Raw genomic sequence first — 25,581 nt, forward strand, 5'->3', positions numbered from 1 at the left:
TGCCATGATCATCTACCCGACATTAGAACTTCACAATGGTAAATGTGTGTCACTCACGCGGGGTCGATTGGAGGACCCTGTTCTTTGGCATGTTGATCCACTTGAGACCGCCAAAGGGTTTGCGGCGGCAGGTGCTGAATGGATGCATGTCACCGATATCAATGCGCTTGCAGGAGAGGGCAACAACAATGATCTGCTGGAAGAGATCATTCGCTCTGCGGGCATTCCCGTACAACTTGGCGGCGGGTTTCGGTCGCGTGAAGTTGTAGAGCGCTGGATCGAGAAAGGGGCCGGTCGCATCGTGATTGGCACGATGGCGGCCTATGAGCCCGAGATGGTGCGCGAGTTGGCCAAGTGGCATCCTGATCAGATCGTGCTGGCCGTGGATATATTTCAAGGCTCCGTGATGACCGAAGGCTGGCGGACGCAAAGCGCGTTTGATCCTGCCACCTTCGTGCGTGCCTTCGATGAAGCTCCGCTGGCCGGGATTATCGTGACGGATATCGATGCCGACATCGAAGACACCGACGGCTCTGTGGGCGTGATTTCGGGCCTTGCGGCTGAGACGCGGCATCAGGTGATTGCACGTGGAACGGTGCGCATGGCCGACGATGTGTCGTTGCTGAAATATGTGCCGAATATCTCGGGTGCGATCATTGGGCGCGCGCTTTTGTCCAAGGACGTCGATCTGGCGGAGGCGCTGGAGTTGGCACAGGCCACGCCGGAGCCGGTTGCGGATTTCCAGTAGAGCTGCTGCTCAATTGCAGACAATTCAAGGAAGAGCGGCGATGCGCGGCTCTTCGCCTTGATGGGCTTGCCCATGGGGGGTAAGGCGCGCTAAGAGCAGCGAAAGAATTTAGGAAGAGGGCAGCAGTATGCGGCGTGTCGTTGTCACCGGCCTTGGGCTGGTCACTCCCCTGGCTTCGGGCGTTGAAGAAACTTGGAGCCGTCTTTTGGATGGACAGTCTGGTGCGGGCACGATCACCCGGTTTGATCCGGTCAATGTTGCGACGAAATATGCCTGCGAAGTGCCGTTAGGCGATGGCAGCGACGGTACGTTCTGCACTGACGACTACATGGAGCCCAAAGAGCGCCGGAAAGTGGATGACTTTATCTGCTATGGCGTTGCTGCGGCGGATATGGCGGTCCGCGATGCGAACTGGATGCCAGAAGATGAGGAAAGCCGCTGTCGCACCGGCGTGATGATGGGCTCTGGGATTGGCGGGCTGCGCTCGATCGAAGAGACCACGAATATTATCCGCGACAAGGGCGTGCGGCGCGTCTCGCCATTCTTTATTCCCGGTGCGCTGATCAATCTGATCGGCGGTCAGGTGAGTATTCGCTATGGGTTCAAGGGGCCGAACCACGCGGTTGTCACGGCCTGTTCAACGGGTGCGCATGCAATTGGCGATGCCTCGCGGCTGATTATGTTTGGCGATGCCGATGTGATGGTGGCGGGCGGGGCTGAGGCGTCGATCTGCGAGATCGGGATTGCCGGGTTCAATGCATGCAAGGCGCTGTCGACAAAGCGCGCAGATGATCCCAAGGCGGCAAGTCGCCCTTATGACGCGGATCGGGACGGGTTTGTTATGGGCGAAGGCGCGGGCATGGTTGTGCTTGAGGAGTATGAGCACGCCAAAGCGCGCGGTGCCAAGATTTACGCCGAAGTCTTGGGGTATGGGTTGTCTGGAGATGCCTATCACATCACTGCGCCCAGCGAGGATGGCGATGGCGGCCTGCGCGCAATGCAGGCGGCGTTGAAGAATGCGGGTCTGACACCGGCGGATGTAGACTACATCAACGCGCATGGCACATCGACCATGGCGGATACGATTGAGTTGAAGGCGGTTGAGACGCTGTTGGGCGATGCGGCCTCGAACGCGACGATGTCATCGACCAAATCATCCACCGGGCACCTCTTGGGCGCGGCGGGTGCGATTGAAGCGATCTTCTCAATCCTCGCGGTGCGCGATCAGGTGGCACCGCCCACGATCAACCTCGACAATCCGGCCGTGGAGACACCGTTGAACCTCGCGGCGAATGCCAAGCAAGAACGTGAGATCAATGTGGCGCTTTCCAATAGCTTTGGCTTTGGCGGCACCAACGCTTCGTTGTGTGTTGGGAAGGTGCGGTAATGTGGCGCAACATCGCCTCGAATTTCCTGACTTTGCTGGTGGTGATTGTCTTCCTGCTGGGGGGCGCGATCCTTTGGGGGCAAAACCAGTATAGCAGCGCAGGCCCTTTGGAAGAGCCGATCTGCCTTCAGGTGCCGCGCGGCAGTTCGATGCGCGGGATTTCGGAAAACCTAGCCGAACAGGGCGCGGTCTCAAACGGTTCGATCTTTCGGATTGGTGTGGATTATGCGGACAAGACGCAGCTCTTGAAAGCGGGTAGCTGGTTGATCCCCGAAGGATCGAGCATGAACGAGATTGCCGATATCATCACGCGCGGCGGGGCGAGTACCTGTGGCACGGAAGTGGTGTATCGGGTCGGGGTGAATTCGGCGCAGGCTGAAGTCAGAGAGCTGGATCCTTCAACCAACAGGTTTGTGGAACGTGTAGCGTTTGCCGTGGGAGAGGACGTGCCCGCCGACTACACCGAAGTCCGCGAGCAAGCCGATACGCGATACCGTGTTGCCGTGGCCGAAGGTGTGACCAGCTGGCAGATCGTGAATGCGTTGAATTCGATAGATGCGCTGGAAGGTGAGGTCGCTGAGGTGCCGCCGGAGGGCAGCCTGGCGCCTGACAGCTATGAATTCAGCTCCGGGGATGACCGTGCCAGCGTGATCCAGCGGATGCGGGACGCGCAAGATGCGATCCTGGCTGAGATCTGGGAAGAGCGCGATGAGGGTATACCTCTCACAGAGCCTTATGAGGCACTGATCCTTGCGTCAATCATCGAAAAGGAAACCGGGGTGGCCGAAGAACGTGGGCAGGTGGCCAGCGTCTTTACAAATCGCCTCAGGCAGGGGATGCGTCTTCAGACGGACCCGACCGTGATTTACGGGATTACCAATGGCGAAGGTGTTTTGGGCCGTGGTCTGCGGCAAAGCGAGTTGCGACGCGCGACGCCCTACAACACCTATGTCATCGAAGGCTTGCCCCCGACGCCAATTGCCAATCCCGGACGCGACAGTATCGAGGCGGCGGTGAAGCCGTTGGAGACGGACTACATCTTCTTTGTGGCTAAAACGCTCAATCCGCGGGACGGGCATCTCTTTGCGGAAACGCTGGAAGAGCATAACCAGAACGTCGCTGCCTACCGCGCGCTGGAGCGGGCGCAGGACGACCAATAGCATTTTCCACGGCCTGAACCATGTGTTGCGGCCCCCGATCGGGGTGCGCACGGTTTGCGTAATGTTTGTTAAGCCTGATTGAGCAGAGTTGTCTCACGTGCCTTAGCGGGTCGGGGGTATTGCCCCGCTTCTCAGGCGCTGTCGAAACAAACACCAATGAGGTCAAAACCCCGCTTATGCCCTTGATTACAATCAGTGAAACTCCCAGCGGATTGACCGAGGCGGTTGACACGCTGGAACGTCAGCTTGCCGATATGCGCAAGGAGCTGTCGGCGATGTATGATCGGGTCCAGCTTGGTGAATTCGGCGAGTTGAAGAATGCATCCAAGGTGATTGCCGACATCCGGCAATGGCTCAGGATCGCCATCGAAGCGGAGGCGCAACTTGCAAACCGAGAAAAACAAGAGCTTGGCATCAGCCTGTCCTACGGACTCGATCTTGACCGGGCAAAAGAGACGATTGGATGTGAACTGGATCGTCTCAGAAGAGCCCGAGATACAGGCGGAGTTTCTCGACAATCTGAGTGACGGTGAAACGATGGCCTTGCCCTATCTCTTTGAGTTTTGGGCGATGGATCATCAATTGCCACCGACGGGTAAGTGGCGGTCCTGGGTGATCATGGGGGGCGCGGCGCGGGAAAGACGCGTGCTGGGGCCGAATGGGTGCGTGCACAGGTTGAAGGGTCACGGCCGCTTTATCCGGGCAAGTGCCGGCGTATGGCTTTGGTTGGGGAAACGATTGACCAGGTGCGTGAGGTCATGGTCTTTGGCGAGAGTGGCATTCTGGCCTGTTCTCCGCCTGACCGGCGGCCTGTTTGGCAGCCAACACGCAAGCGGCTTTTGTGGCCCAACGGGGCAATAGCGCAGATTTTCTCGGCGCATGACCCTGAGAGCCTGCGCGGCCCGCAATTTGATGGGGCCTGGGTGGATGAAATGGCCAAATGGCGAAAGGCGCGGGAAACGTGGGACATGCTGCAATTTGGGTTGCGGCTTGGGGGAGACCCGCGTGTGTGCGTCACCACCACGCCGCGCAATATCGGGGTTCTCAAAGAGCTGCTGGAACGCGACTCGACGGTCATCACCCATGCCGCGACTGAAGCCAATCGCGCGCGTTTGGCGCAGAGTTTCCTTGAGGAGGTGCAGGCGCGGTATGCGGGCACGCTCTTGGGGCGGCAGGAACTGGAAGGACTTTTGATCGACAAGGTGGACGGGGCGCTTTGGACGCCCTCGGGTCTTGAAGCGGCGCGTATTGATGAGGTGCCGGAACTTGACCGGATTGTTGTCGCGATTGATCCGCCTGTAACGGGGCGGGCCGGGTCGGATGAATGTGGGATCGTGGTGGCGGGCGCCGTGACCAAGGGACCGGTGCAGGATTGGCGGGCCTATGTGCTGGCCGATGGCAGCATTGGAGAGGCCAGTCCGATGACCTGGGCAAGTGCCGCAATCAGAGCGATGGAACAGTTTGGGGCGGATCGTTTGGTGGCAGAGGTCAACCAAGGGGGTGACATGGTGGCAGAGGTGATCCGCAATGTGGATCCGTTGGTACCGGTAAAAACCGTCCATGCGACACGCGGCAAGACGGCGCGAGCCGAGCCGGTGGCGGCGCTCTATGAGCAGGGCCGGGTGAAGCATGTGCGCGGCCTGGCTGAACTGGAAGACCAGATGTGTGCGATGAGCGTCAAGGGATTTGAAGGCGCAGGCAGCCCCGACCGGGTGGATGCACTGGTCTGGGCTTTGAGCGAATTGATGATCGAACCGGCCGCGCAATGGCGCAACCCTCAGGTGCGTACGGTCTAATAAACCTTTCGTAAACCTTTGCGGTTTTGATGTCCATCGAGGTTGAGAGCAGCAGGTTTTCAGCAAGGTGACGGGTCAAGGAGACCTCAGATATGGTACTGAAATTATTTCGCAATTCTCGCGTTCAACGAGCTGCGCCCGAACAAAAGGCAAGTGCCGTGGGTCGCGCCGCGGCCTGGCACAGTGCAGGGCGCGTGGCGTGGTCTCCGCGCGATGCGGCGACATTGACGCGCACGGGGTTTCTGGGCAATCCGGTTGGATTTCGCTGTGTGAAGATGGTGGCCGAGGCGGCGGCGTCTTTGCCGCTCGTCTTGCAGGACCGTCAGACACGATATTCCGAGCATCCGGCCTTGGATCTGGTGCGGCGGCCCAATCCGGTGCAGGGGCGTGCGGAGCTCTTTGAGGCTCTATACGGCCAACTTCTGTTGACCGGGAACGGGTATCTTGAGGCGGTTGCCTCACCTGAGGGTGGCTTGCCCATGGAATTGCACGTGTTGCGGTCGGACCGTATGAGCGTCGTGCCGGGCAGTGATGGCTGGCCCGTGGGATATGAATACAGTGTCGGTGGCCGCGCGCATCGGTTTGATGTGGGCGAGGGGCCATCTCCGGTCTGCCATATCAAGAGCTTTCACCCACAAGATGACCATTACGGCGTGTCGCCGATGCAGGCTGCGGCGCGGGCGGTGGATGTGCACAATTCGGCGGCGCATTGGTCCAAGGCTCTTTTGGACAATGCGGCACGCCCAAGCGGTGCGATTGTGTTCTCTGGTGCGGATGGTCAAGGTACGCTCTCGCATGATCAGTATGACCGGTTGGTCAATGAGATGGAGAGCCACCATCAGGGCGCGCGCAATGCCGGGCGACCGATGCTGCTTGAAGGCGGGCTGGATTGGAAGCCGATGGGCTTTTCGCCCTCGGACATGGAATTCCAGAAAACCAAGGAGAGTGCGGCGCGTGAGATTGCGCTGGCCTTTGGGGTGCCGCCGATGCTGCTCGGGATTCCGGGTGATGCGACCTATGCCAATTACCAAGAGGCCAACCGCGCTTTTTACCGGCTGACAGTGCTGCCCTTGGTGTCGCGAGTGGCGGCGAGCGTGGCGGATTGGCTTTCTAGCTATTCCATTGATGTGTTCGAGCTTCGACCTGATCTGGATCAGGTGCCAGCTCTTTCAGCAGAGCGTGATGCCCAATGGACACGGGTCACAGCGGCGACATTCTTGAGTGATGATGAAAAGCGCGCATTGCTTGGTCTGGCGACGAAGGGTGCGGGCGCATGAACTCTGATGACACAAACAACGACCTAGACGGGCTTTATGCCTCGTTTGACGGCACGCAAGCCATGTTTCGGCATGTGGAGCGGCGGCTGACCTCGCTGGAGCTGAGCGTTGCGGCGATGGAGACCGAGCGTGCGGTAAGCGAGGAAAAACAGAAGTTCATGGATTCGCGTTTTAACCAAATTGACCGAAGGCTGGAAAAGATCGACGGGCATGTTTCGCGGCTGGTCTGGCTTATCATCGCGGCCATTCTGGGGGGGTTCATGTCGTTTGTTATGCAGGGGAGTATGCTTGGTGTTTAAGTTCACGAAATTCTCCAGCAGCTTGCTGGTGGTTGGCATGTCGCTCGCCTTGACACCTGCGTTTTTTGCGGTCGGACCGGTCCTTGAGGCGCGTTGGTTTCCCGTGGTGCGGGACGTGGAACTGAGCCACGATGAGGAAACCCGCGAAGGCACGAGTTTTTATGTACGATTCCGCAAAGTGCGGCACTGCGAGTTTCTCGCGCTGGTCTGGTACGAGGGGCCGGTGCGGTTGAGCGTGGATTTTGAGCCACATGGTGAGGATATCCCCGAAACGCGCCCATTGGGCGCGCAGTATGCCGGACCTTGGCTGGTGCGCGATTTGCACGGCATCAAGGACAGTCGGGCCCATGTCTATCACCGCTGTCATCCGCTTTGGACGACGATCACCACATTTTTCGAAGGTTAACGTCCGCGGAAGCGTGGACGAAAGGAGCAAAAAGATGCAGATCGAAACCGGGCTTGAGCGCAAGTTTTGCCGATTTGATGATGACCTGACGGTGACTGATGGCACGCGCATCGAAGGGTATGCCAGCTATTTTGGCCGCAAGGACCGTGGCGGCGATGTGGTTGAGCGCGGGGCGTATTCCGGGTCGTTGCGGCGGCTTGCCGAAGAAGGGCGCCGGATCAAGATGCTTTGGCAGCATGATCCGGCCCAGCCTATCGGTGTCTGGGACGAGGTGCGCGAAGACGACAAGGGGCTTTATGTCAAGGGCCGGCTTCTGGATGGCATAGAGCGCGCCCGAGAAGCGGCCACGTTGATTGCAGCACAGGCCATTGACGGGCTGAGCATTGGCTATCGCACCGTCAAGGCGGTGAAAGATGACAAGGGCCAGCGGCTCTTGAAGGAACTGGAGCTTTGGGAGGTGTCGCTTGTGACCTTCCCTATGCTGCCCAGTGCGCGGGTGGGGGCCAAGGACGATACCCTGGTCAGCGACACTTTGCGTGAATTGGCGGCGGCCCTTGAGGACGCCCGACAGGAGATCGCGCAGATGTAGTGGCGCGCCCCTAACCACGAAACCAAACAGGATCGAGAAATGAGCAACACCGAGACGCGGTCTCGGGCCGGGGAAGATCTGTCTCCGGTCACCGAGATCAAGGCCGCCATGGCGGGATTTGTCAGCGACCTCAAAGGCTTTCAGGCCGACATTCAACAGCGACTTCAGCAACAGGACGACAAGATGACAAAGATGGAACGTAAATCAATGGGGCCCAAACGCCCGGTACTTTCGCAAAATGCGCAAGCCGATGCGCCACATCAAAAGGCGTTCGGGTCTTACCTGCGCTCAGGCAACGATGATGGCCTGCGGGGGCTGGAGTTGGAAGGCAAGGCGCTGAGCACAGCCGTTGCGGCGGAAGGTGGGTATCTGGTTGATCCAGAGACTTCGGCCACGATCAAAAGCGTTCTGGGCAGCACCGCGTCGGTGCGTGCGATTGCTAATGTGGTCGAGGTCGAAGCCACGTCTTATGATGTGCTGATCGACCACACGGATATAGGTCATGGCTGGGCCTCTGAGACCGGTGATGCAACCGAGACGTCAACACCGTCGATTGATCGGATTTCCATTCCACTGCACGAGCTCAATGCGCTGCCGAAGGCATCGCAACGCCTGCTGGATGACAGCGCGTTTGATATTGAAGCCTGGCTGGCTGGCCGCATTGCCGACAAGTTTGCCCGCGCAGAGGCGGCGGCATTTGTGAATGGCGATGGTGTAGACAAGCCAACTGGCTTTCTGACGCATTCAATTGTGGCCAATGGCGGCTGGAGCTGGGGCAATCTGGGCTATGTGGCCACCGGCGCAGACGGCGATTTCAACGGGGCGGACGCGATTGTTGATTTGGCCTATGCGCTTGGCGCGCAGTACCGCGCAAATGGCACATTTGTGATGAATTCCAAGACGGCTGGTGCCGTGCGCAAGCTGAAGGATGCCGATGGGCGGTTCCTGTGGTCAGATGGTCTGGCTGCTGGGGAGCCTGCGCGTTTGCTGGGCTATCCGGTGCTGATTGCCGAGGACATGCCGGACATTGCAAGTGACGCGACCGCGATTGCATTCGGGGATTTCAGCGCAGGCTATACTGTGGCGGAACGCCCTGATCTGCGGGTGCTGCGCGATCCGTTCTCGGCCAAGCCGCATGTTCTGTTCTACGCCACCAAGCGCGTGGGCGGTGATGTGAGCGACTTTGCGGCGATCAAACTGCTGAAATTCGGCCTGACCTGAGCCTTGGCTCTTGTGATCGGGGGTATGCGCCCCCGGTCTTGACCTGCGCATCTTGCGAGCGACCAGGCGCGTCTCCTTGGTTTGGTGTGAGATCGGGTGCGTGGTATCGAGCAAGGAGATGTGTTGGAATTTCTGGAGTGAAACCATGATGTTAATTGAAGAGACTGCCGTTTCTCAATCCGCGCTCCCGCTGGATGAGTTCAAGTCGCATCTCAAAATGGGAACCGGATTTTCAGATGCGGATGTGCAGGATCCGTTGCTGGAGAGCTATCTGCGTGCGGCTGTGTCGGCGATTGAGGCGCGTACTGGAAAAATTCTGATCACGCGCAGCTTTTCATGGTCACTGACCCGGTGGTGGGATGCCTCGGGTCAGGCCCTTCCAGTGGCACCAGTGAGCGACGTGATCTCACTCATTTTGCGCAACCGGATTGACGAAGAAGAAACCATCGACAGCTCGCATTATGTGCTGGAGCGGGACGCGCAACGCCCCATCCTGCGGCCCGCGGGCAGTGCTTTGCCCGGGGTGCCTCCGGGTGGGGTTGTGGAGCTCTCATTCGTGGCGGGCTACGCCAGCGATTGGGGCGGGTTGCCCGCCGATCTTGGGCAGGCAGTCATTCTACTGGCGGCGTATTACTATGAGAACCGTCATGACACCGGGCGCGGCGAGACCGACATGCCGTTTGGCGTCAAATCCCTGATCGAGCGTTACCGGACAGTCCGGCTTTTGAGCGGAGGGCGTTTGTCATGAACGGCCCTCGTCTCAACCGGCATTTGATGCTGGAACATCGGGAACGCACGCCGGATGGTGCCGGTGGATTTGATGACACATGGGTGTCCCTGGGCGCGGTTTGGGCCGACGTCCAGGCGCGCACGGGCCGTGATGCTGCAGGGGAAGCGGTGAGCCTGTCGACGACTGGGTATCGCATCATCGTGCGAGCGGCCCCATATGGTGCGCCGTCGCGTCCCACTCCGGGTCAGCGATTTCGCGAAGGTCTACGCATTTTTCGCATTCAGGCCGTGGCCGAAGCAGATGCGCATGCGCGCTACCTGACCTGTTTTTGCGAAGAGGAGGTGGCGCTATGAGTTACGGCGCTTCAGCCGCTTTGCAGGCAGCAGTTTTTCAACGTTTGACGGCGGACACCGCTTTGAATGGTCTGGTGGCAGGCGCGATTTATGATGCGCTGCCCCAGGGCAGTCTGCCCCCTGTCTATGTGACGCTCGGACCTGAGGACGCACAGGTGCAATCAGATGTCACCGGGCAGGGGGCATGGCACCGGTTCACGGTATCGGTGGTGACAGAGGCCGCCGGATTTCATGCCGCCAAGCAGGTGGCAGCGGCGATCAGTGATGCGCTTGTGGATGCGCCTTTGATGCTGAGCCGGGGGAGGCTCTCTTCGCTCAATTTTTACCGCGCCCGGGCACAGCGCGAAGGCACCGGCGCGCTCAGGCGGATCGACCTCATCTTTCGCGCGCGTGTGGACGACACCGCGTAACCCCAACAGTTTCGGAGACAGACATCATGGCAGTGCAAAATGGCAAAGACCTTTTGGTCAAGATCGACCTTACAGGCGACGGAAACTTTCAGACTGTGGCGGGCCTGCGGGCCACCCGGATCAGCTTCAACGCAGAGAGCGTAGATGTCACGAGCCTGGAATCCGCAGGTGGTTGGCGCGAGTTACTGGCCGGGGCGGGTGTGAAATCAGCCGCGATCAGCGGCTCGGGCATTTTCCGGGATGAAAGCAGCGATGAACGTGCGCGGCAGATCTTTTTCGATGGAGAAATGCCGGATTTTCAGGTGGTGATTCCGGATTTCGGCACCATTGAAGGGCCGTTTCAGGTGAGTTCCATTGAATATGCGGGCACGCATGACGGCGAAGCGACCTATGAGTTGGCGCTCTCGTCAGCTGGCCAACTCAGCTTTGTGGCGGCGTAAAGGGCATGTCGAACCCCTATGCCGGAGAAGTGGCGCTTGTGATTGATGGCAAGCGCCACGTGCTGAAGTTGACGCTTGGGTCTCTTGCCGAGCTTGAGGCAGGGCTTGAGGCGGACTCTCTGCTGGCGCTGATCAAGCGGTTCGAGGCCGGTGGATTTTCCAGCCGCGATGTTCTGGCACTGATTGTGGCCGGGCTGCGCGGAGGTGGGTGGACTGGCGCGGCCGAGGATCTGCTCAGTGCAGAGATTGAGGGTGGACCGGTGGGCGCAGCGCGTGCGGCGGCGGAGCTTTTGACGCGCGCATTTTTGAGTGCTGATAGCGCATGAGTGGGGCGGGTACAGAGCGGTTTGACTGGGCCGGGTTGATGCAGGCCGGGATTGGCATGCTGCGTCTATCGCCGGCGATATTCTGGGCGCTGACGCCGGCTGAGTTTGAACTGATGCTGGGCAAGCCTACCGGGTTCAAACCTCTTAAACGCGCGCGGTTGGAAGAATTGCTTTCGGCATATCCCGACCAACGAAACGAGGTGAAACATGACTGAGATCGGCGGGCTTGATGAACTGGATGCGCAGATTGCAGCGCTGGATGAAAACCTGGGCGCGGCAAGCGATATGGCGGCGGCGTTCAACAACGAGATGGCGCGCGTGAAGCTCAGCTTTGCGGGCACCGGCCAAGATGCGGCGCGTATGGAGCGTAGCTTTAGCCGAGGGCTGACCAAAGCGATGCGCAGCGCGGTTGTGGATGGTGACAGCCTGTCTGACTCCCTGCGCAATTTGGCCAATTCCATGGTGAACTCGGTGTTCAACGCCGCCGTTCGGCCTGTCACCAATCAGGTGGGTGGATTGATCTCAGATGGGATCGGGGCGCTGGTGGGCAATCTGCTTCCGTTTGAGAAGGGCGGCAGCTTTGCTCAGGGCAGGGTGCAACCGTTTGCTAATGGGGGCGTGATCGGCGGGCCAACGACGTTTCCAATGCGCGGTGGCATGGGTCTGATGGGGGAGGCCGGACCCGAGGCGATCATGCCACTGGCACGTGGGGCCGATGGCAAGCTGGGGGTGCGCGGTGGGGGTGGCCAACCGATCAGCGTGGTGATGAATGTCTCGACCCCCGATGTTGAGGGGTTCCGCCGCTCACAGGCACAGATCGCCGCCCAACTGGGGCGCGTGATCGGGCGCGGCAATCGCAATCGCTAAATCAAGGGGCAGAGCATGAGCTTTCACGAGATACGTTTTCCGGCGAGCCTGAGTTTTGGCTCGATTGGCGGGCCAGAGCGGTACACGGATGTGGTCACGCTGGCCAATGGATTTGAAGAGCGTAACACGCCCTGGCGTCATTCGCGCAGGCGCTATGACGCGGGCGTGGCCATGCGCAGCCTCGATGATATCGAGACGCTGATCGCGTTTTTTGAGGCACGGCAAGGGCAGATCTACGGGTTCCGCTGGAAGGATTGGACGGATTACAAATCCTGCCCGGCGCTCGGTGAGATTGCCTATGAAGATCAGATCATTGGCACCGGAGATGACGTGACCGATGCGTTTCAGCTGATCAAGACGTATCGCTCGGGTGAGACGAGTTATGCGCGGCCGATCACCAAACCTGTGGACGGGACGGTGCGTGTGGGTCTGGGCGGTGATGCGCAGCAAGAGGGCGTGCATTACAGCGTGGATGTTACAACCGGCGTGGTCACTTTTGCCCATCCTGTGAACACCGGCGTTCCGATTACCGCCGGGTTTGAATTCGATGTCCCGGTGCGGTTTGACACCGACCGCATTCACACCAGCCTGGCCAGTTTTCAGGCCGGAGAAGTGCCCAACGTGCCCATCGTCGAGGTGCGCGTATGAGCGGGTTTGATGCCGGACTGAAGACGCATTTGCAGACCGGGCAGGCGACAACGGCGCGCTGTTGGGCGGTGACGCGCCGTGATGGTGAGATGCTTGGCTTTACAGATCACGATATGGATCTGAGTTTTGAGAACGTCGTTTTCAAAGCAGAAACAGGGCTTTCCGCAGCGGCGTTGCAGCAAACCACGGGGTTGTCGGTGGACAATTCCGAGGCGGTGGGGGCGCTGAGCGATGCGGCCATTCGCGATGCGGATATTGAGGCCGGGCGTTATGACGGTGCCAAGGTGCGGGCGTGGCTGGTCAATTGGGCCAATGTGGAAGAGCGGCAGCTTCTTTTTCGCGGCACGATCGGGGAAATCCGCCGTGCGGGCGGGGCCTTTGAGGCCGAGCTGCGCGGGTTGACAGACAAGCTAAACGTGCCTTTGGGACGGGTTTTTCAAAAGCCATGCTCGGCGGTTTTGGGGGATGACGGGTGTGGGTTTGACCTCAGCACACCGGGTTACACGACTGACGTGCCGGTTGAGACGATCGAAGGTCGGCGGGTGTTTCGTTTTGCTGAGCTCGCCGGGTTTTATCCGGGGTGGTTCCGGCATGGCGTGCTGCGCGTGTTGGACGGAGAGGCCGCAGGGTTGTCAGGCCTGATCAAGAGCGACAGTGAGATGGCCGATGCGCGTGTGCTGGAGCTTTGGCATCCGATCCGGGCAGAGATTGCGCCAGGCGATACATTGCGCCTTGAGGCGGGATGCGACAAGGCGCGAGAAACCTGTCAAGCCAAGTTCAGTAATTTCCTGAATTTTCAGGGCTTTCCGGACATTCCCGGAGATGACTGGTCGATCAGCGACCCAACCCGCGCACAAGTTCTGGATGGCGGGAGCCGCAGGGCATGAGCGGGGTTGAGGCGCGTGTGGTGGCTGAGGCGCGGGACTGGCTTGGCACACCCTATCGGCATCAGGCCAGCCGCAAAGGGGCGGGGGCCGATTGTCTTGGCCTGATCCGGGGGATTTGGCGTGCGCTCTACGGGGCAGAGCCCGAGGCGGTGCCGCCCTACAGTATGGACTGGTCAGAGCCTGCGCGGGACGAAGTGCTATGGCGCGCAGCGGGGCGGCATTTGCGCCCCAAGGACCGGGAGGAGGCCACATTGGGCGATGTGGTGCTTTTTCGCATGCGTGACGGGTCGGTGGCCAAGCATCTGGGCGTGGTTACACAGACCGGATCGCAGGCAAAATTTGTTCACGCCTATTCTGGTCATGGGGTGGTGGAAAGCTCTCTGACCAACGCGTGGCGGCGGCGCATCGTGGCCCGTTTTGCATTCCCCGAGGAGATTTAAAACATGGCAACGGTAATTCTCTCGGCGGCAGGCGCGGCCATTGGTGGCGGTTTGGGTGGCTCGGTTCTGGGGCTGTCCATGGCTGCAGTGGGGCGGTTTGCAGGGGCTGTCATCGGGCGGTCGATTGACCAGCGGCTTATGGGGCAGGGATCCGACACGGTTGAGACCGGTCGAGTGAACCGTCTGCGCCTTACCGGCACTGGTGAAGGAGAGACCATCTCGCAGGTCTATGGCCGGACGCGGGTGGCTGGACAGGTGATATGGGCCACCGAATTTCTGGAAACCGTGCGCGTTTCGGGCGGTGGCGGTGGCAAGGGTGCACCGAGCCGACCCAAGACTCGCAGCTATTCTTATTCTGTTAGCCTGGCGATTGCGCTGTGTGAAGGTGAGATCACCCGGGTTGGCCGCATCTGGGCGGATGGTCTGGAAGTGTCGCGTGAGGATTTGACCTTGCGGGTCTACACCGGCTCTCGCGATCAGCTGCCGGACCCCAAGATTGAAGCGGTGGAGGGGGTTGGCACAGTGCCTGCCTACCGCGGCACGGCCTATGTGGTGATCGAGGATTTGGACTTGACCCCCTATGGCGGGCGTGTGCCGCAATTCAGCTTTGAGGTCAGCCGCCCTGCGCAAGAGGGCGTTGATGTGACTGAGGGGGATCTGGTGCAGGCGGTGCGCGGTGTCGCGCTCTTGCCGGGCAGCGGGGAATATGCGTTGGCCACAACGGTGGCGAATATGACCTATGGATACGGCGCGCGGCGCGCTGTCAACGCCAATAGCCCGTCGGGCAAAAGCGATTTTACCACGTCTCTGGATCATTTGACCGGCGAATTGCCCCATGCCAAGGCCACCTCGCTGGTGGTGAGCTGGTTTGGCGATGATCTACGCTGTGGTGACTGCACGATCCGGCCCAAGGTAGAACAAAAGACCTATGATGCGGGCAATATGCGCTGGCGTGTGTCTGGATTGAGCCGGGCGCAGGCCGAGGAGGTGCCCGAGGATGGGGCAGGCCAGCCGATTTATGGCGGCACGCCCACGGATCAATCCGTGATCGAAGCAATATTGGCGCTGACTGCGGCGGGTCGTGAGGTGATGTATTACCCGTTCATCCTGATGGATCAGCAGGTGGGTAATGCGCGCCCTGACCCCTATAGCGATGCGGCGGATCAGCCGGTTTTGCCGTGGCGTGGGCGGATCACCACTTCAAAGGCGCCAAACCAACCGGGCAACACAGATGGCACGGCAGTCGCCGAAGCCGAAGTGGCCGCGTTTTTTGGCACCGCAAACGCAGCAGATTTTTCTATTGCAGACCCCAGCACCGCGCCGGTCAACGCGCCATATTCCGGTGGCGGCGTTTCGAGCAATGAAAACAAAGCCCCAGTCTATACGTCGGCCACGGCATTGCTGAGCTATGCGGGGCCGACCTATTCAAGCCCGGTGCAATATAGCGGACCACAAGAGTGGAGCTATCGACGATTCATCTTGCATCAGGCGGCATTGTGCGTGGCCGCGGGCGGTGTGGAAAGTTTTTGCATAGGGTCGGAAATGCGTGGGCTTACGCAAATACGTGGGGAAAACAACAGCTTCCCTGCCGTTGCGGCGCTGATTGATCTGGCGACCGAAGTGCGCGCGCTTTTGGGGCCGGATGTGAAGATCGGCTATGCTGCGGACTGGTCGGAGTATTTCGGATATCAGCCGCAGGATGGCTCAGGCGACCGGTTCTTTCATCTCGATGCGCTTTGGGCGGATGCCAATATCGACTTCATCGGGATCGACAATTACATGCCGCTGTCTGATTGGCGGAGCGGCACCGCGCATGCCGATGCCGAAGCGGGGTGGGCGTCGATTTATGATCTTGAGTACCTCAAGTCCAATGTTGAGGGCGGTGAGGGTTATCATTGGTTTTACGCCACCGACGCCGCCCGTGAGGCCCAAACCCGGACCACGATTACCGACGCCGAACATGATGAGCCTTGGATCTGGCGCTACAAGGACATTCGCAACTGGTGGCAAAACCTGCATCATGACAGGGTGGGCGGTGTGCGGTCACAGACGCCGACCGCTTGGGTGCCGGGCAGCAAGCCTGTGCGCTTTACGGAATATGGCTGTGCGGCGGTTGATAAGGCCACGAACCATCCCAATCGGTTTATTGACGAGAAGTCGTCGGAGTCGCTTTTACCCGCGTTTTCAGAGGGTAAGCGGGATGAATTGATCCAGTTTCAATATCTGAAGGCGGTGTCCGACTACTGGTCTGCATCAGATAACAACCCGGTATCTGATATCTATGAAGGCCCCATGATCGATATGGATCACGCCTATGTTTGGGCCTGGGATATGCGCCCCTATCCGCAGTTTCCCAACAATCAGGAGCTTTGGAGCGATGGGGCGAATTACACACGCGGGCACTGGATCAACGGGCGTGTCTCGGCGCGGTCTCTGGCGTCTGTCGTCGGTGAAGTCTGTGCCAGATCCGGGTTGGAAGACATTGATGTTACGCAGCTTTACGGCCTTGTGCGGGGCTACAGCGTGGATCAGGTGGGTGAGGCCCGTGGTACGCTGCAGCCTCTGACGCTACGCTATGGCTTTGATGCTGTGGAACGCGACGGCGTGCTGCAATTCCGGATGCGTGATGGCGGGGCGGATTACGAGATTGATCCCGACTCACTCGTGCGCGACAGCGAAATGGACGGGTTGATTGAGTACACCCGTGGCAGCGACGTTGAGCTTGCCGGTCGTGTGCGTCTGCGCTTTGTCGAAGCGGATGGCAGTTTTGATGTGGTCGCTGAAGAGGCAATCTTGCCGGATCAAGCCACGCATGCTGTTTCAACCTCGGAGTTCCCGTTGGTGATGACGCGAGCTGAGGGGCGACAAACCGTCGAGCGCTGGCTCGCGGAGGCGCGCACAGCAAGCGACACGCTGCGCCTAACCTTGCCGCCCTCGCAGATGTGTATCGGCGCAGGCGACGTGATCTCGATCCCCGAGGAGGGCGGCCAGGGTCACTATCGTGTGGACCGTACCGATCAGTTGTCTGGCGCGCAGAAGATAGAGGCCGTGCGGGTTGAGGCGGACACCTATGAGGTTGGCGAAGTGCCGGATACCTCTGCTTCGCTTCGGTCTTTCCAACCGCCCAGCCTTGTCACGCCGCTTTTCCTCGATTTACCTTTGTTAACCGGCGAAGAAACACCACATAGCCCGCATGTGGCGGCGTTCGGGTCCCCCTGGCCGGGCAACGTGGCTGTGTATGCCTCTGATGAGGATGCTAACTATGGTCTCAACACGCTGATCGAGGCGCAAAGCGCAGTGGGGGTTCTGGAAACCACGCTGGAAACAGCACCTTCCGGGCGGATTGACCGAGGAGCCGCTGTGCAGGTGCGCATGCTGACCGGCACGCTGCAGAGCGTCAGCGATCTGGCTTTTCTGGGCGGCGCGAACCTCTGCGCGGTCGGGGATGGCACGCCTGACGGGTGGGAGCTGGTGCAGTTTCGCGATGCGGAACTGGTTGATACCGATACCTATCTTCTGTCGCTTCGCTTGCGGGGGCAGTTGGGCACGGAAACCAGCTCCGAATGGCCGGCGGGCAGCTATATTGTGCGGCTTGATGGCCGCGCCAGACAGATAGACATGGCCGAAGCGCGGCGCGGATTGGCGCGGTATTACCGCATTGGACCTGCCACGCGCCCGGTGGATGACCCGTCTTACAGTGCGGCTTTGCTGGCATTTGACGGGTTGGGATTGCGCCCGCTCAGCCCGGTGCACCTGCGCCTGAATGGCACGCCTGGCTTGGACCGAACCCTCACCTGGGTGCGGCGCACGCGAATTGACGGGGACCGATGGGACACGCTTGAGGTGCCATTGGGCGAAGAAAGCGAAAGTTATCTGGTGCGCGTTGTACAAGCAGATGCTGTGCAGCGCGAAGAGATCGTGAATAGCCCGGATTGGACCTATACGGCGGCCGCACAGGCCGCAGATGGGCTGGTTGGCACATATCAGATCGACGTGGCACAAATCTCGGCCAAGTTTGGGCAGGGGCGGTTTGCGACGCTGGATGTGCCGGGGTAAGGCAAAATAAGCGGCTACCCGCGCGCGCAGTCGACGCATTTCAGCGCCGCGGGATCCAGCCGCAGGCGCCCCTCGGCAATATCCTCACCACAGTCGTCGCAATAGCCGAATTCGCCTTCTTCCATCCGCGTCAGAGCGGCCAAAAGCCGGGCGCGTTTGGCCTCTCTGCGCGCCCCGGTGGCCTTTGCCATCGCCTGATTTTGCAGGGCGTCCATGCGGCTGAGACGTCCGACAGCTTGCTGATCAAGCTCAACCGTGGCCTTGCCCGCCTCGCCAAGCGCGTCCTCGCCACTCAATGCGGTCAATCGGGCCTCAATCAGCGCACGAAATTCTGCCAGTTGTGTTTCATCCATTTCCGTGACACCCCACATAACAGCTTTGCATTTTACCCCGGATGCCTATCTGGTATACATGAAAGCGTTGAGGAAGGAGCCACATCATGGCCGAAACCCGTGCAAAACTCGCTGAACTGGACCCGGTCTGGGCCCGTATTATCTCTGAGGCAGATGCCGCTGTGCAGGACGAGCCGCTTTTGGGCGGTCTCGTGCATAGTTCGATCCTGCACCACAAATCGTTCGATTCTGCGCTCGCGTACCGCATTTCGCTGAAGCTGGCCTCAAATGAAATGCCGGAACAGATCCTGCGGGAGATCTGCGATACGGCCTTTGCGGCGGATGCCCGTCTGGGTCAGTCCGCGCGCGCCGATATTGTTGCGGTGAATGACCGTGACCCGGCCTGTGACCGGTTCATTCTGCCCATGCTGTATTTCAAGGGCTTTCAGGCGGTGCAGGCCTATCGCGTGGCGCATTGGCTTTGGAACAACGACCGCAAGGATATGGCGCGGTTTTTCCAGATGCGATGCTCTGAAGTGTTCGGCGTTGATATTCACCCCGCGGCCAAAATCGGCAAGGGCATCATGATCGACCATGCCCATTCTATTGTTATAGGTGAAACGGCTGTGGTGGGGGACAATGTTTCAATGCTGCATTCTGTGACCCTGGGTGGCACCGGTAAGGAAGAGGAAGACCGCCATCCCAAGATTGGCGATGGGGTTCTCATCGGGGCCGGGGCCAAGGTTTTGGGCAATATCAAGGTGGGTCATTGCTCCCGCATTGCGGCAGGGTCTGTGGTTCTGGCCGAAGTTCCGCCCTGCAAGACCGTAGCGGGCATTCCCGCGCGCATCGTGGGCGAAGCGGGCTGTGATCAGCCGTCCATGTCGATGGACCATATGCTGGGAAAAAATCAGTAAAGCCAAAGCTTTCCGAGGAAACCTTCCTCAAATGCGCGCGCGCCTCTAGCCTGCGCGCATATTTTGTTCCTATGCTGGCCCCATGCAAACACGCAAAGGAGAGGGAGAGCCATGGGAATTCGGCAGACAAAAGGACGCGGGCGGCTATTTGACAGCGTGCTTGATACAGTGGGCGACACGCCGGCTATCCGGATCAACTCCGTCGCGCCGGATCATGTCACGGTTTATGTGAAATTCGAGGCGTTTAACCCCGCGGGGTCGGTCAAGGACCGGCTGGCGCTCAACATCATTGAGGCGGCGGAACGTGACGGTCGTTTGAAGCCTGGACAAACGGTCGTTGAGGCCACATCAGGCAACACCGGCATCGGCCTGGCGATGGTCTGTGCGGCCAAGGGCTATCCACTGGTCGTGACCATGGCCGACAGTTTTTCCGTTGAACGGCGCAAGCTCATGCGGTTCCTGGGGGCCAAGGTCGTGCTGACCCCGCGCGCCGAGAAGGGATTTGGCATGTACCAGAAGGCCAAGGAACTGGCCGAGGCGAATGGCTGGTTCCTGGCCTCGCAATTCGAGACGCCAGACAACGCCGATATGCACGCCAGCACGACGGCGCAGGAAATCCTGGGCGACTTCAAAGGGGAACGACTGGATTACCTTGTGACGGGCTATGGCACAGGCGGCACGGTCTCGGGTGTGGGTCGTGTACTTAAGAAAGAGCGCCCGGATGTGAAAATCATCCTCACAGAGCCAGGCAATGCTGCGCTTGTCGCGTCGGGCTACATCAACACCCGTAATGCGGATCATCAGCCGACCGAAGGCCACCCGAATTTTGAGCCGCACCCTATTCAGGGCTGGACCCCGGACTTCATTCCATGGGTGCTACAGGAGGCGCTGGATCAGGGGTATCACGATGAGTTGCTGCCCGTGGCGGGGCCCGATGGCATTGCCTGGTCCAGACGACTCGCGGCGGAGGAGGGGATATTCACCGGCATTTCCGGCGGATCGACTTTCGCGGTGAGCATGCAGATCGCCGAAAGAGCCCCCGAAGGGTCTGTGATCCTGTGCATGCTGCCCGATACAGGCGAGCGCTATCTGTCGACGCCGCTCTTTGAGGGAATTCCCGAAGACATGACAGAGGAAGAAGACGCGCTTTCGAAATCGACGCCGGGTTATCAGATGTAATCAAAAAACAGGCGGCCCCCCGGGGTGGACCGCCTGATGGAGCCGACGCAATTTTTCGTCGCTCCAAAGATCAGCAGTACTGGGAAATGGGTCCCCTTTACATCACGTTTTCTGCTGAAGTCGTCTGTGTTGCAGGCGCTGGCAAAGGTGCAACGCTAATCTCGGGCGGCATTGTAAAGATCTGAATGGCGTTGTTCGACGCATTGAACATCGGCAGCCAATTTGGACTGAGCGCGGCAAGAACAAGCGTGTAGGCCAGAATGAAGTGTTTCATTTTTGATCCCCCGAAACGGTGCATGGCAGGTGCATATCAAGTGATAGGCACCACATGACGTAAAGCGGGATCGTCATACAATAACAGCCCGTTTGGTACGGGCTGTTATCAGATATCAATCAAACATAAACACTTGTTTAATTTACGAAGTATTAAGCCAGCATGGTCATTGGGCTTTCCAGATTCTGCTTGATCTGATCCAGAAGCTGCGCACCCAACGCGCCGTCAATGACCCGGTGATCGACCGAAAGTGTGACCGACATCACGGTCGCCACGGCCAGTTCGCCATCTTCGCCGACCACCGGTTTCTTTACGCCCGCGCCGACGGCGAGGATTCCACCATGCGGTGGATTGATCACCGCGTCGAAATTGTCGATTCCGAACATGCCGAGGTTCGAGATGGCAAAGCTGCCGCCTTGATACTCGTGCGGGGCCAGTTTGCGGTCGCGCGCACGGGCGGCGAGGTCTTTCATCTCTGCGGACAGGGCCGACAGAGACTTCATCTCGGCGTCTTTGAGCACTGGCGTGAACAGCCCACCTTCAATGGCCACAGCCACCGCCACATCCGATGGCTTGAGTTTCAGCACTTTGTCACCGGCCCAGACCGCGTTGCAATCTGGCACGGCCTGAAGTGCAAGCGCACTGGCCTTGATGATAAAGTCATTCACCGACAGTTTCACGCCGCGCGGTTCAAGCTGTTTGTTGAGCTGGCTGCGGAATTTCAACAGCGCATCGAGCTGGATGTCGCGCCGCAGATAGAAATGCGGAATGGTCTGCTTGGCCTCGGTCAGACGCGCCGCAATCGTTTTGCGCATGCCATCAAGCGCCACGTCCTCATACTCGCGGTCCTGATACATCGCTTCAATCGCGCTGGCTGGTGGGCCAGAGGGTGCCGCCGCAGGCGCCGCAGCAGGTGCTGCCGATTGAGCCGCTGGTGCAGAAGCACCGGGTTGTGCCGCCTCGACATCCGCCTTAACGATCCGACCATGCGGGCCTGAGCCTGTGAGAGCCGCCAGATCAACACCTTTCTGCGCCGCAATGCGACGTGCCAGAGGTGAGGCAAAGATACGGTCGCCCTTGGCACTTGTTGGTGCTGCAGGCGCAGGGGCCGCGGCGGGTGCTTCTGCAGGTGCTTCGGCGGCGGGAGCTTCGGCTGCCGCAGGGGCAGGGGCCGCGCTCACATCGCCAATGTCATCGGCGCTTTCGCCATCTTCCAAAAGCACGGCAATCGCGGTGTTCACCTTCACATTCTCGGACCCTTCGGCCACAAGAATCTTGCCAATCGTGCCCTCATCGACGGCCTCGAACTCCATCGTGGCTTTGTCCGTCTCGATCTCGGCCAGCAGATCACCGGAACTAACGGTATCGCCTTCCTTGACCAGCCATTTGGCCAATGTGCCTTCTTCCATTGTGGGCGACAGGGCGGGCATGAGAATTTCAGTTGGCATCGTATTACCTTTAGTTTTCTATCTGCCCGGTGGGCGTGTCAGTCGGATTTTCGATTTCGGCCTGGTACATCGCGCGAATATCGGCCAGAGCGGACTCTACGGATGACGACTTGCCGGAATAGGCGAGCGCATTGGCGAAGTGACTTTCCAGATCGGCAAGAATGATCCCCGCCCAACCCGGCTCCTGAAGCTGATCGGGGTCGATACGTACATTCAGCGACCCGTCCTCTTCAAAAAAGGCAACCAGCAATGGGTTGTCGAGTTTGACCGTCTTCTTGCGTCCAAACATGATGTCTGTCCTATCTGTAGGTCACTTGTTTCACGGCTTCCAAAACCTCGGCGGTCGAGGTTAGGGCCAGTTTTTCAAGGTTGGCGGCATAGGGCATAGGCACGTCTTTGCCCGTGCAGTTCACCACCGGCGCGTCGAGATAATCAAACGCGCGCTCCATGAGCGTGGCCGAGATGTGGTTGCCGATGGAGGCCACAGGCCAGCCTTCTTCGACCGTCACGCAGCGGTTGGTCTTCATCACCGAGGCGATCACCGTGTCATAATCCAGTGGACGCAGGGTGCGCAGGTCGATGACCTCGGCGCTCACGCCCTCTTCGACCAGCTTTTCCGCCGCCTCCAAGGCATATTGCATGCCAATGCCAAAGCTCACGATGGTCACGTCCTCGCCGGAACGCACCACGCTGGCCTTGCCGAACGGGATGGTGAAGTCATCCAGAACCGGCACATCAAAACTGCGGCCATAGAGGATTTCGTTTTCCAGGAACACGACCGGGTTCGGGTCGCGTATGGCCGACTTCAAGAGGCCCTTAGCGTCTGCTGCCGAATAGGGCTGCACCACTTTGAGGCCCGGCACCTGCGCATACCATGCCGCATAGTCCTGGCTGTGCTGCGCGCCCACCCGGGCGGCGGCACCATTAGGACCCCGGAACACGATGGGACAGCCGAGCTGACCACCTGACATATAATTTGTCTTGGCGGCAGAGTTGATAATGTGGTCAATCGCCTGCATGGCGAAGTTCCACGTCATGAACTCCACTATCGGCTTCAACCCACCCCAGGCCGCACCCACGCCAATTCCGGCAAAGCCATGCTCGGTGATGGGTGTGTCGATGACGCGTTTGGCACCGAACTCTTCCAGAAGGTTCTGAGTGATCTTGTAAGCGCCCTGGTATTCGGCGACTTCCTCACCCATGACAAAGACCGTCTCATCGCCGCGCATCTCCTCGGCCATGGCCGCATTGAGCGCCTCGCGCACGGTCATCTTGGTCATTTCGGTGCCTTCGGGCCAATCCGGGCTGGCATCCGGTGTCGGCGCTTCGGGCGCAGCGGCAGGCGCCTTCGCCTCGGCCGGTGCGCTGGCGGGGGCGGCTTCTGCCGCAGGGGCGCTGGCCTCACCAATATCATCGGCACTCTCGCCATCCTCAAGCAACACCGCAATCGCTGTGTTCACTTTCACATTCTCTGTGCCCTCGGGTACAAGGATCTTACCAATCGTGCCTTCATCGACGGCTTCAAACTCCATCGTGGCCTTGTCGGTCTCGATCTCGGCCATGATGTCGCCGGAGGACACTGTGTCGCCCTCTTTCACAAGCCACTTGGCGAGGGTCCCTTCCTCCATCGTAGGCGACAGGGCCGGCATCAGGATTTCTGTAGGCATATCTTAATTCTCCTGGAATCTCTGTCGCTTACGCGTCTACGTAAATATCTGTCCAAAGCTCCTCGAGCGCAGGCTCGGGGCTTTCTTTGGCGAAATCGGCGCTGGCGCTGACGATTCCCTTGACCTCTTTGTCGATGGCTTTGAGCTCATCCTCGGTGGCGTGTTTGCCACTCAAGAGCATTTCCCGCACGTTCTCGATACAGTCTTTCTCTTCGCGCACCTTCTGCACTTCTTCGCGGGTTCGGTACTTGGCCGGGTCCGACATAGAGTGACCGCGGTAGCGGTAGGTTTTGACTTCGAGGATGTACGGCCCCTTGCCGGCGCGACAATGCGCGATGGCCTTGGCCCCGGCATCTCTGACCGCCAGAACGTCCATCCCATCAACCGCCTCACCGGGAATGCCAAACGCGGCCCCGCGGGTGTAGATGTCAGGGGAGGAGGTGGAGCGTTTCTGCGAAGTGCCCATGGCGTAGTGGTTGTTCTCGATGACAAACACCACCGGCAACTCCCAAAGAGCGGCCATATTGAACGTCTCATAAACCTGTCCCTGGTTCGCCGCCCCATCGCCGAAATAGGTGAAAGTCACGCGGTCATTGCCCAGGTATTTATCCGCCAGCGCCAGGCCCGCGCCGAGGGGCACATTAGCGCCTACGATGCCGTGGCCGCCATAGAAGTGTTTCTCGCGGCTGAACATGTGCATTGAGCCGCCTTTGCCGCGCGAATAGCCGCCCTCGCGTCCCGTTAGCTCGGCCATTACGCCATCGGGGTTCATCCCACAGGCCAGCATATGCCCGTGATCGCGGTAGGTGGTGATGCGTTTGTCGCCTTCTTCGGTGTTGGCCTCCAACCCGACAACAACGGCCTCCTGGCCAATGTAAAGGTGACAGAAGCCGCCAATCAGACCCATACCATAAAGCTGACCGGCCTTTTCCTCGAACCGGCGGATGAGCAGCATGTCGCGGTAAAACTGTTTCAGCTCCTCGGCAGAAACATTTGGTTTCTTCGTCGTTTTTCGGGCGGCCATGGGCAAATGGCTCCTTTGCTAGAGTAATAGTTTAGCGTTAAACTATCTTTTACAGCATGCCGTTGCGTTTTGCGAGGGAGTTTTTGACGCAGGGGCAGGGCAGGCGTTAAATCTCTGATAACAGGCTGCGACTTGGGCAAACTTGACCCATGTCAAAAACCAATCGCTTCGCCCGGTTCGAAATGTGGGATTTGGGTATTTTCCACAAGAAAGAAGCTGTATCCGCCCTGCTTCTTTCTTGTTCCAAATACCCTGATACCAAGGACTGCTCTGGGCAATGGCTCTCAAATGAGGATGCCAGAGATGGTGCAGCACCTTGGGAACGGAGTCGCGCTATGAGGATCGGATTGGCGTTCTGCGCATGTGGGGTTAACGGATCACAATCTCGTCTGACCGCAACAATCCCAGCACATCGCGCGCCTGTTGATCTAACAAATCCATATCGAGGTAGGTATCCGACAGCCGCAAGGTTAGATTCTCCATCCGCATCACTTGCGTCTCAAGCTCGGCCAGCTGTTCGCGCAGCACCTGTTCGCCGGCCTCAATCTCGGCCCGGCGGAAGAGACCGAAATCACCCTGAATGGCGGCAAACGCAAAATAGGCGGCAAGACCGAATGCAATGATGCTGAACACAAGTAAACCAACCGCCGGTCGTTTGAGCGCTGTCATCTGGGTCCGCCTTTGCCTCGTTTGCCCGTCT

General features: G+C 59.3%; 29 protein-coding genes and 1 pseudogene. 23 read left to right on the forward strand and 7 right to left on the reverse strand.

Features of this window, described 5'->3' with window-relative positions:
• Window positions 1-4 precede the first annotated feature (4 nt).
• From RZ517_RS08450 to RZ517_RS08550, 21 genes and pseudogenes are all read left to right on the forward strand, one after another.
• Window positions 5-748 carry a 1-(5-phosphoribosyl)-5-[(5-phosphoribosylamino)methylideneamino] imidazole-4-carboxamide isomerase gene (locus tag RZ517_RS08450; RefSeq protein ID WP_338551008.1) on the forward strand — a complete coding sequence of 248 codons (744 nt, stop codon included), beginning with the start codon at window positions 5-7 and terminating at the stop codon, window positions 746-748.
• Window positions 749-875: 127 nt separating this feature from the next.
• Window positions 876-2,135, forward strand: a complete 1,260-nt coding sequence (gene fabF, locus RZ517_RS08455; protein ID WP_338551009.1) for a beta-ketoacyl-ACP synthase II — start codon at window positions 876-878, stop codon at window positions 2,133-2,135.
• On the forward strand, window positions 2,135-3,295 hold the full coding sequence (mltG, locus tag RZ517_RS08460) for an endolytic transglycosylase MltG (protein WP_338551010.1): 1,161 nt from the start codon (window positions 2,135-2,137) through the stop codon (window positions 3,293-3,295). Before fabF ends, mltG begins: the two co-directional genes overlap by 1 nt.
• A gap of 119 nt (window positions 3,296-3,414) precedes the next feature.
• Window positions 3,415-3,822, forward strand: coding sequence for a hypothetical protein (locus tag RZ517_RS08465; RefSeq protein ID WP_338551011.1), 408 nt, complete (start codon window positions 3,415-3,417; stop codon window positions 3,820-3,822).
• Window positions 3,823-3,832: 10 nt separating this feature from the next.
• Window positions 3,833-5,091, forward strand: a pseudogene (locus tag RZ517_RS08470) (DNA-packaging protein).
• 92 nt (window positions 5,092-5,183) lie between these two features.
• On the forward strand, window positions 5,184-6,368 hold the full coding sequence (locus RZ517_RS08475; RefSeq protein WP_338551012.1) for a phage portal protein: 1,185 nt from the start codon (window positions 5,184-5,186) through the stop codon (window positions 6,366-6,368).
• Window positions 6,365-6,667: a hypothetical protein gene (locus RZ517_RS08480; protein ID WP_338551013.1), complete on the forward strand. Its 303-nt coding sequence runs from the start codon at window positions 6,365-6,367 to the stop codon at window positions 6,665-6,667. Before RZ517_RS08475 ends, RZ517_RS08480 begins: the two co-directional genes overlap by 4 nt.
• Window positions 6,660-7,073: a hypothetical protein gene (locus tag RZ517_RS08485; RefSeq protein ID WP_338551014.1), complete on the forward strand. Its 414-nt coding sequence runs from the start codon at window positions 6,660-6,662 to the stop codon at window positions 7,071-7,073. The genes RZ517_RS08480 and RZ517_RS08485 overlap by 8 nt, the downstream gene beginning before the upstream one ends.
• A gap of 34 nt (window positions 7,074-7,107) precedes the next feature.
• Window positions 7,108-7,662 carry an HK97 family phage prohead protease gene (locus tag RZ517_RS08490; protein WP_338551015.1) on the forward strand — a complete coding sequence of 185 codons (555 nt, stop codon included), beginning with the start codon at window positions 7,108-7,110 and terminating at the stop codon, window positions 7,660-7,662.
• A gap of 39 nt (window positions 7,663-7,701) precedes the next feature.
• Entirely contained in the window at window positions 7,702-8,883 is a 1,182-nt protein-coding gene (locus RZ517_RS08495; protein WP_338551016.1) for a phage major capsid protein, read from the forward strand.
• A 145-nt stretch (window positions 8,884-9,028) separates the two neighbouring features.
• The gene (locus RZ517_RS08500) at window positions 9,029-9,631 is read left to right on the forward strand and encodes a head-tail connector protein (RefSeq protein ID WP_338551017.1); all 603 of its coding nucleotides are present in this window, start codon (window positions 9,029-9,031) and stop codon (window positions 9,629-9,631) included.
• Complete coding sequence (locus tag RZ517_RS08505; RefSeq protein ID WP_338551018.1) at window positions 9,628-9,966, forward strand: head-tail adaptor protein; 339 nt, start codon at window positions 9,628-9,630, stop codon at window positions 9,964-9,966. The genes RZ517_RS08500 and RZ517_RS08505 overlap by 4 nt, the downstream gene beginning before the upstream one ends.
• On the forward strand, window positions 9,963-10,376 hold the full coding sequence (locus RZ517_RS08510) for a DUF3168 domain-containing protein (RefSeq protein WP_338551019.1): 414 nt from the start codon (window positions 9,963-9,965) through the stop codon (window positions 10,374-10,376). Before RZ517_RS08505 ends, RZ517_RS08510 begins: the two co-directional genes overlap by 4 nt.
• 26 nt (window positions 10,377-10,402) lie before the next feature.
• Window positions 10,403-10,816, forward strand: a complete 414-nt coding sequence (locus RZ517_RS08515) for a phage major tail protein, TP901-1 family (RefSeq protein ID WP_338551020.1) — start codon at window positions 10,403-10,405, stop codon at window positions 10,814-10,816.
• Window positions 10,817-10,821: 5 nt separating this feature from the next.
• Window positions 10,822-11,142, forward strand: coding sequence for a gene transfer agent family protein (locus tag RZ517_RS08520; RefSeq protein WP_338551021.1), 321 nt, complete (start codon window positions 10,822-10,824; stop codon window positions 11,140-11,142).
• Window positions 11,139-11,357 carry a rcc01693 family protein gene (locus RZ517_RS08525; RefSeq protein ID WP_338551022.1) on the forward strand — a complete coding sequence of 73 codons (219 nt, stop codon included), beginning with the start codon at window positions 11,139-11,141 and terminating at the stop codon, window positions 11,355-11,357. The genes RZ517_RS08520 and RZ517_RS08525 overlap by 4 nt, the downstream gene beginning before the upstream one ends.
• On the forward strand, window positions 11,350-12,009 hold the full coding sequence (locus tag RZ517_RS08530) for a phage tail tape measure protein (RefSeq protein ID WP_338551023.1): 660 nt from the start codon (window positions 11,350-11,352) through the stop codon (window positions 12,007-12,009). Before RZ517_RS08525 ends, RZ517_RS08530 begins: the two co-directional genes overlap by 8 nt.
• A 15-nt stretch (window positions 12,010-12,024) precedes the next feature.
• Window positions 12,025-12,657, forward strand: a complete 633-nt coding sequence (locus RZ517_RS08535) for a DUF2460 domain-containing protein (RefSeq protein WP_338551024.1) — start codon at window positions 12,025-12,027, stop codon at window positions 12,655-12,657.
• Entirely contained in the window at window positions 12,654-13,544 is an 891-nt protein-coding gene (locus RZ517_RS08540) for a DUF2163 domain-containing protein (protein WP_338551025.1), read from the forward strand. Before RZ517_RS08535 ends, RZ517_RS08540 begins: the two co-directional genes overlap by 4 nt.
• On the forward strand, window positions 13,541-13,984 hold the full coding sequence (locus RZ517_RS08545; protein WP_338551026.1) for an NlpC/P60 family protein: 444 nt from the start codon (window positions 13,541-13,543) through the stop codon (window positions 13,982-13,984). Before RZ517_RS08540 ends, RZ517_RS08545 begins: the two co-directional genes overlap by 4 nt.
• Before the next feature lie 3 nt (window positions 13,985-13,987).
• Window positions 13,988-18,040, forward strand: a complete 4,053-nt coding sequence (locus RZ517_RS08550) for a baseplate multidomain protein megatron (RefSeq protein WP_338551027.1) — start codon at window positions 13,988-13,990, stop codon at window positions 18,038-18,040.
• 14 nt (window positions 18,041-18,054) lie between these two features.
• Here RZ517_RS08550 and RZ517_RS08555 read toward each other — a convergent pair whose 3' ends face one another.
• The gene (locus tag RZ517_RS08555; RefSeq protein ID WP_338551028.1) at window positions 18,055-18,393 is read right to left on the reverse strand and encodes a TraR/DksA family transcriptional regulator; all 339 of its coding nucleotides are present in this window, start codon (window positions 18,391-18,393) and stop codon (window positions 18,055-18,057) included.
• Window positions 18,394-18,479: 86 nt separating this feature from the next.
• Here RZ517_RS08555 and cysE point away from each other — a divergent pair, with 86 nt between their 5' ends.
• Window positions 18,480-19,289, forward strand: a complete 810-nt coding sequence (gene cysE, locus RZ517_RS08560) for a serine O-acetyltransferase (protein WP_338551029.1) — start codon at window positions 18,480-18,482, stop codon at window positions 19,287-19,289.
• A 111-nt stretch (window positions 19,290-19,400) separates the two neighbouring features.
• Window positions 19,401-20,468 carry a PLP-dependent cysteine synthase family protein gene (locus tag RZ517_RS08565; RefSeq protein ID WP_338551030.1) on the forward strand — a complete coding sequence of 356 codons (1,068 nt, stop codon included), beginning with the start codon at window positions 19,401-19,403 and terminating at the stop codon, window positions 20,466-20,468.
• Between the two features lie 97 nt (window positions 20,469-20,565).
• Here the strand turns inward: RZ517_RS08565 and RZ517_RS08570 are convergent, their stop codons facing one another.
• From RZ517_RS08570 to RZ517_RS08595, 6 genes are all read right to left on the reverse strand, one after another.
• Window positions 20,566-20,742, reverse strand: a complete 177-nt coding sequence (locus tag RZ517_RS08570; protein WP_338551031.1) for a hypothetical protein — start codon at window positions 20,740-20,742, stop codon at window positions 20,566-20,568.
• 152 nt (window positions 20,743-20,894) lie between these two features.
• Window positions 20,895-22,190 carry a pyruvate dehydrogenase complex dihydrolipoamide acetyltransferase gene (locus tag RZ517_RS08575; protein WP_338551032.1) on the reverse strand — a complete coding sequence of 432 codons (1,296 nt, stop codon included), beginning with the start codon at window positions 22,188-22,190 and terminating at the stop codon, window positions 20,895-20,897.
• A gap of 10 nt (window positions 22,191-22,200) precedes the next feature.
• Window positions 22,201-22,479 (reverse strand): DUF5076 domain-containing protein, encoded by a 279-nt coding sequence (locus RZ517_RS08580; RefSeq protein ID WP_338551033.1) that lies wholly within the window; start codon window positions 22,477-22,479, stop codon window positions 22,201-22,203.
• 10 nt (window positions 22,480-22,489) lie between these two features.
• Window positions 22,490-23,857 carry a pyruvate dehydrogenase complex E1 component subunit beta gene (locus tag RZ517_RS08585; protein WP_338551034.1) on the reverse strand — a complete coding sequence of 456 codons (1,368 nt, stop codon included), beginning with the start codon at window positions 23,855-23,857 and terminating at the stop codon, window positions 22,490-22,492.
• A 28-nt stretch (window positions 23,858-23,885) separates the two neighbouring features.
• Entirely contained in the window at window positions 23,886-24,881 is a 996-nt protein-coding gene (gene pdhA, locus RZ517_RS08590) for a pyruvate dehydrogenase (acetyl-transferring) E1 component subunit alpha (protein WP_317055006.1), read from the reverse strand.
• 369 nt (window positions 24,882-25,250) lie between these two features.
• Window positions 25,251-25,550: an FtsB family cell division protein gene (locus tag RZ517_RS08595; protein ID WP_338551035.1), complete on the reverse strand. Its 300-nt coding sequence runs from the start codon at window positions 25,548-25,550 to the stop codon at window positions 25,251-25,253.
• Window positions 25,551-25,581: the final 31 nt, after the last annotated feature.

This window comes from Roseovarius sp. S88, from assembly GCF_037023735.1.
GTDB classification, from domain to species: Bacteria; Pseudomonadota; Alphaproteobacteria; order Rhodobacterales; family Rhodobacteraceae; genus Roseovarius; species Roseovarius phycicola.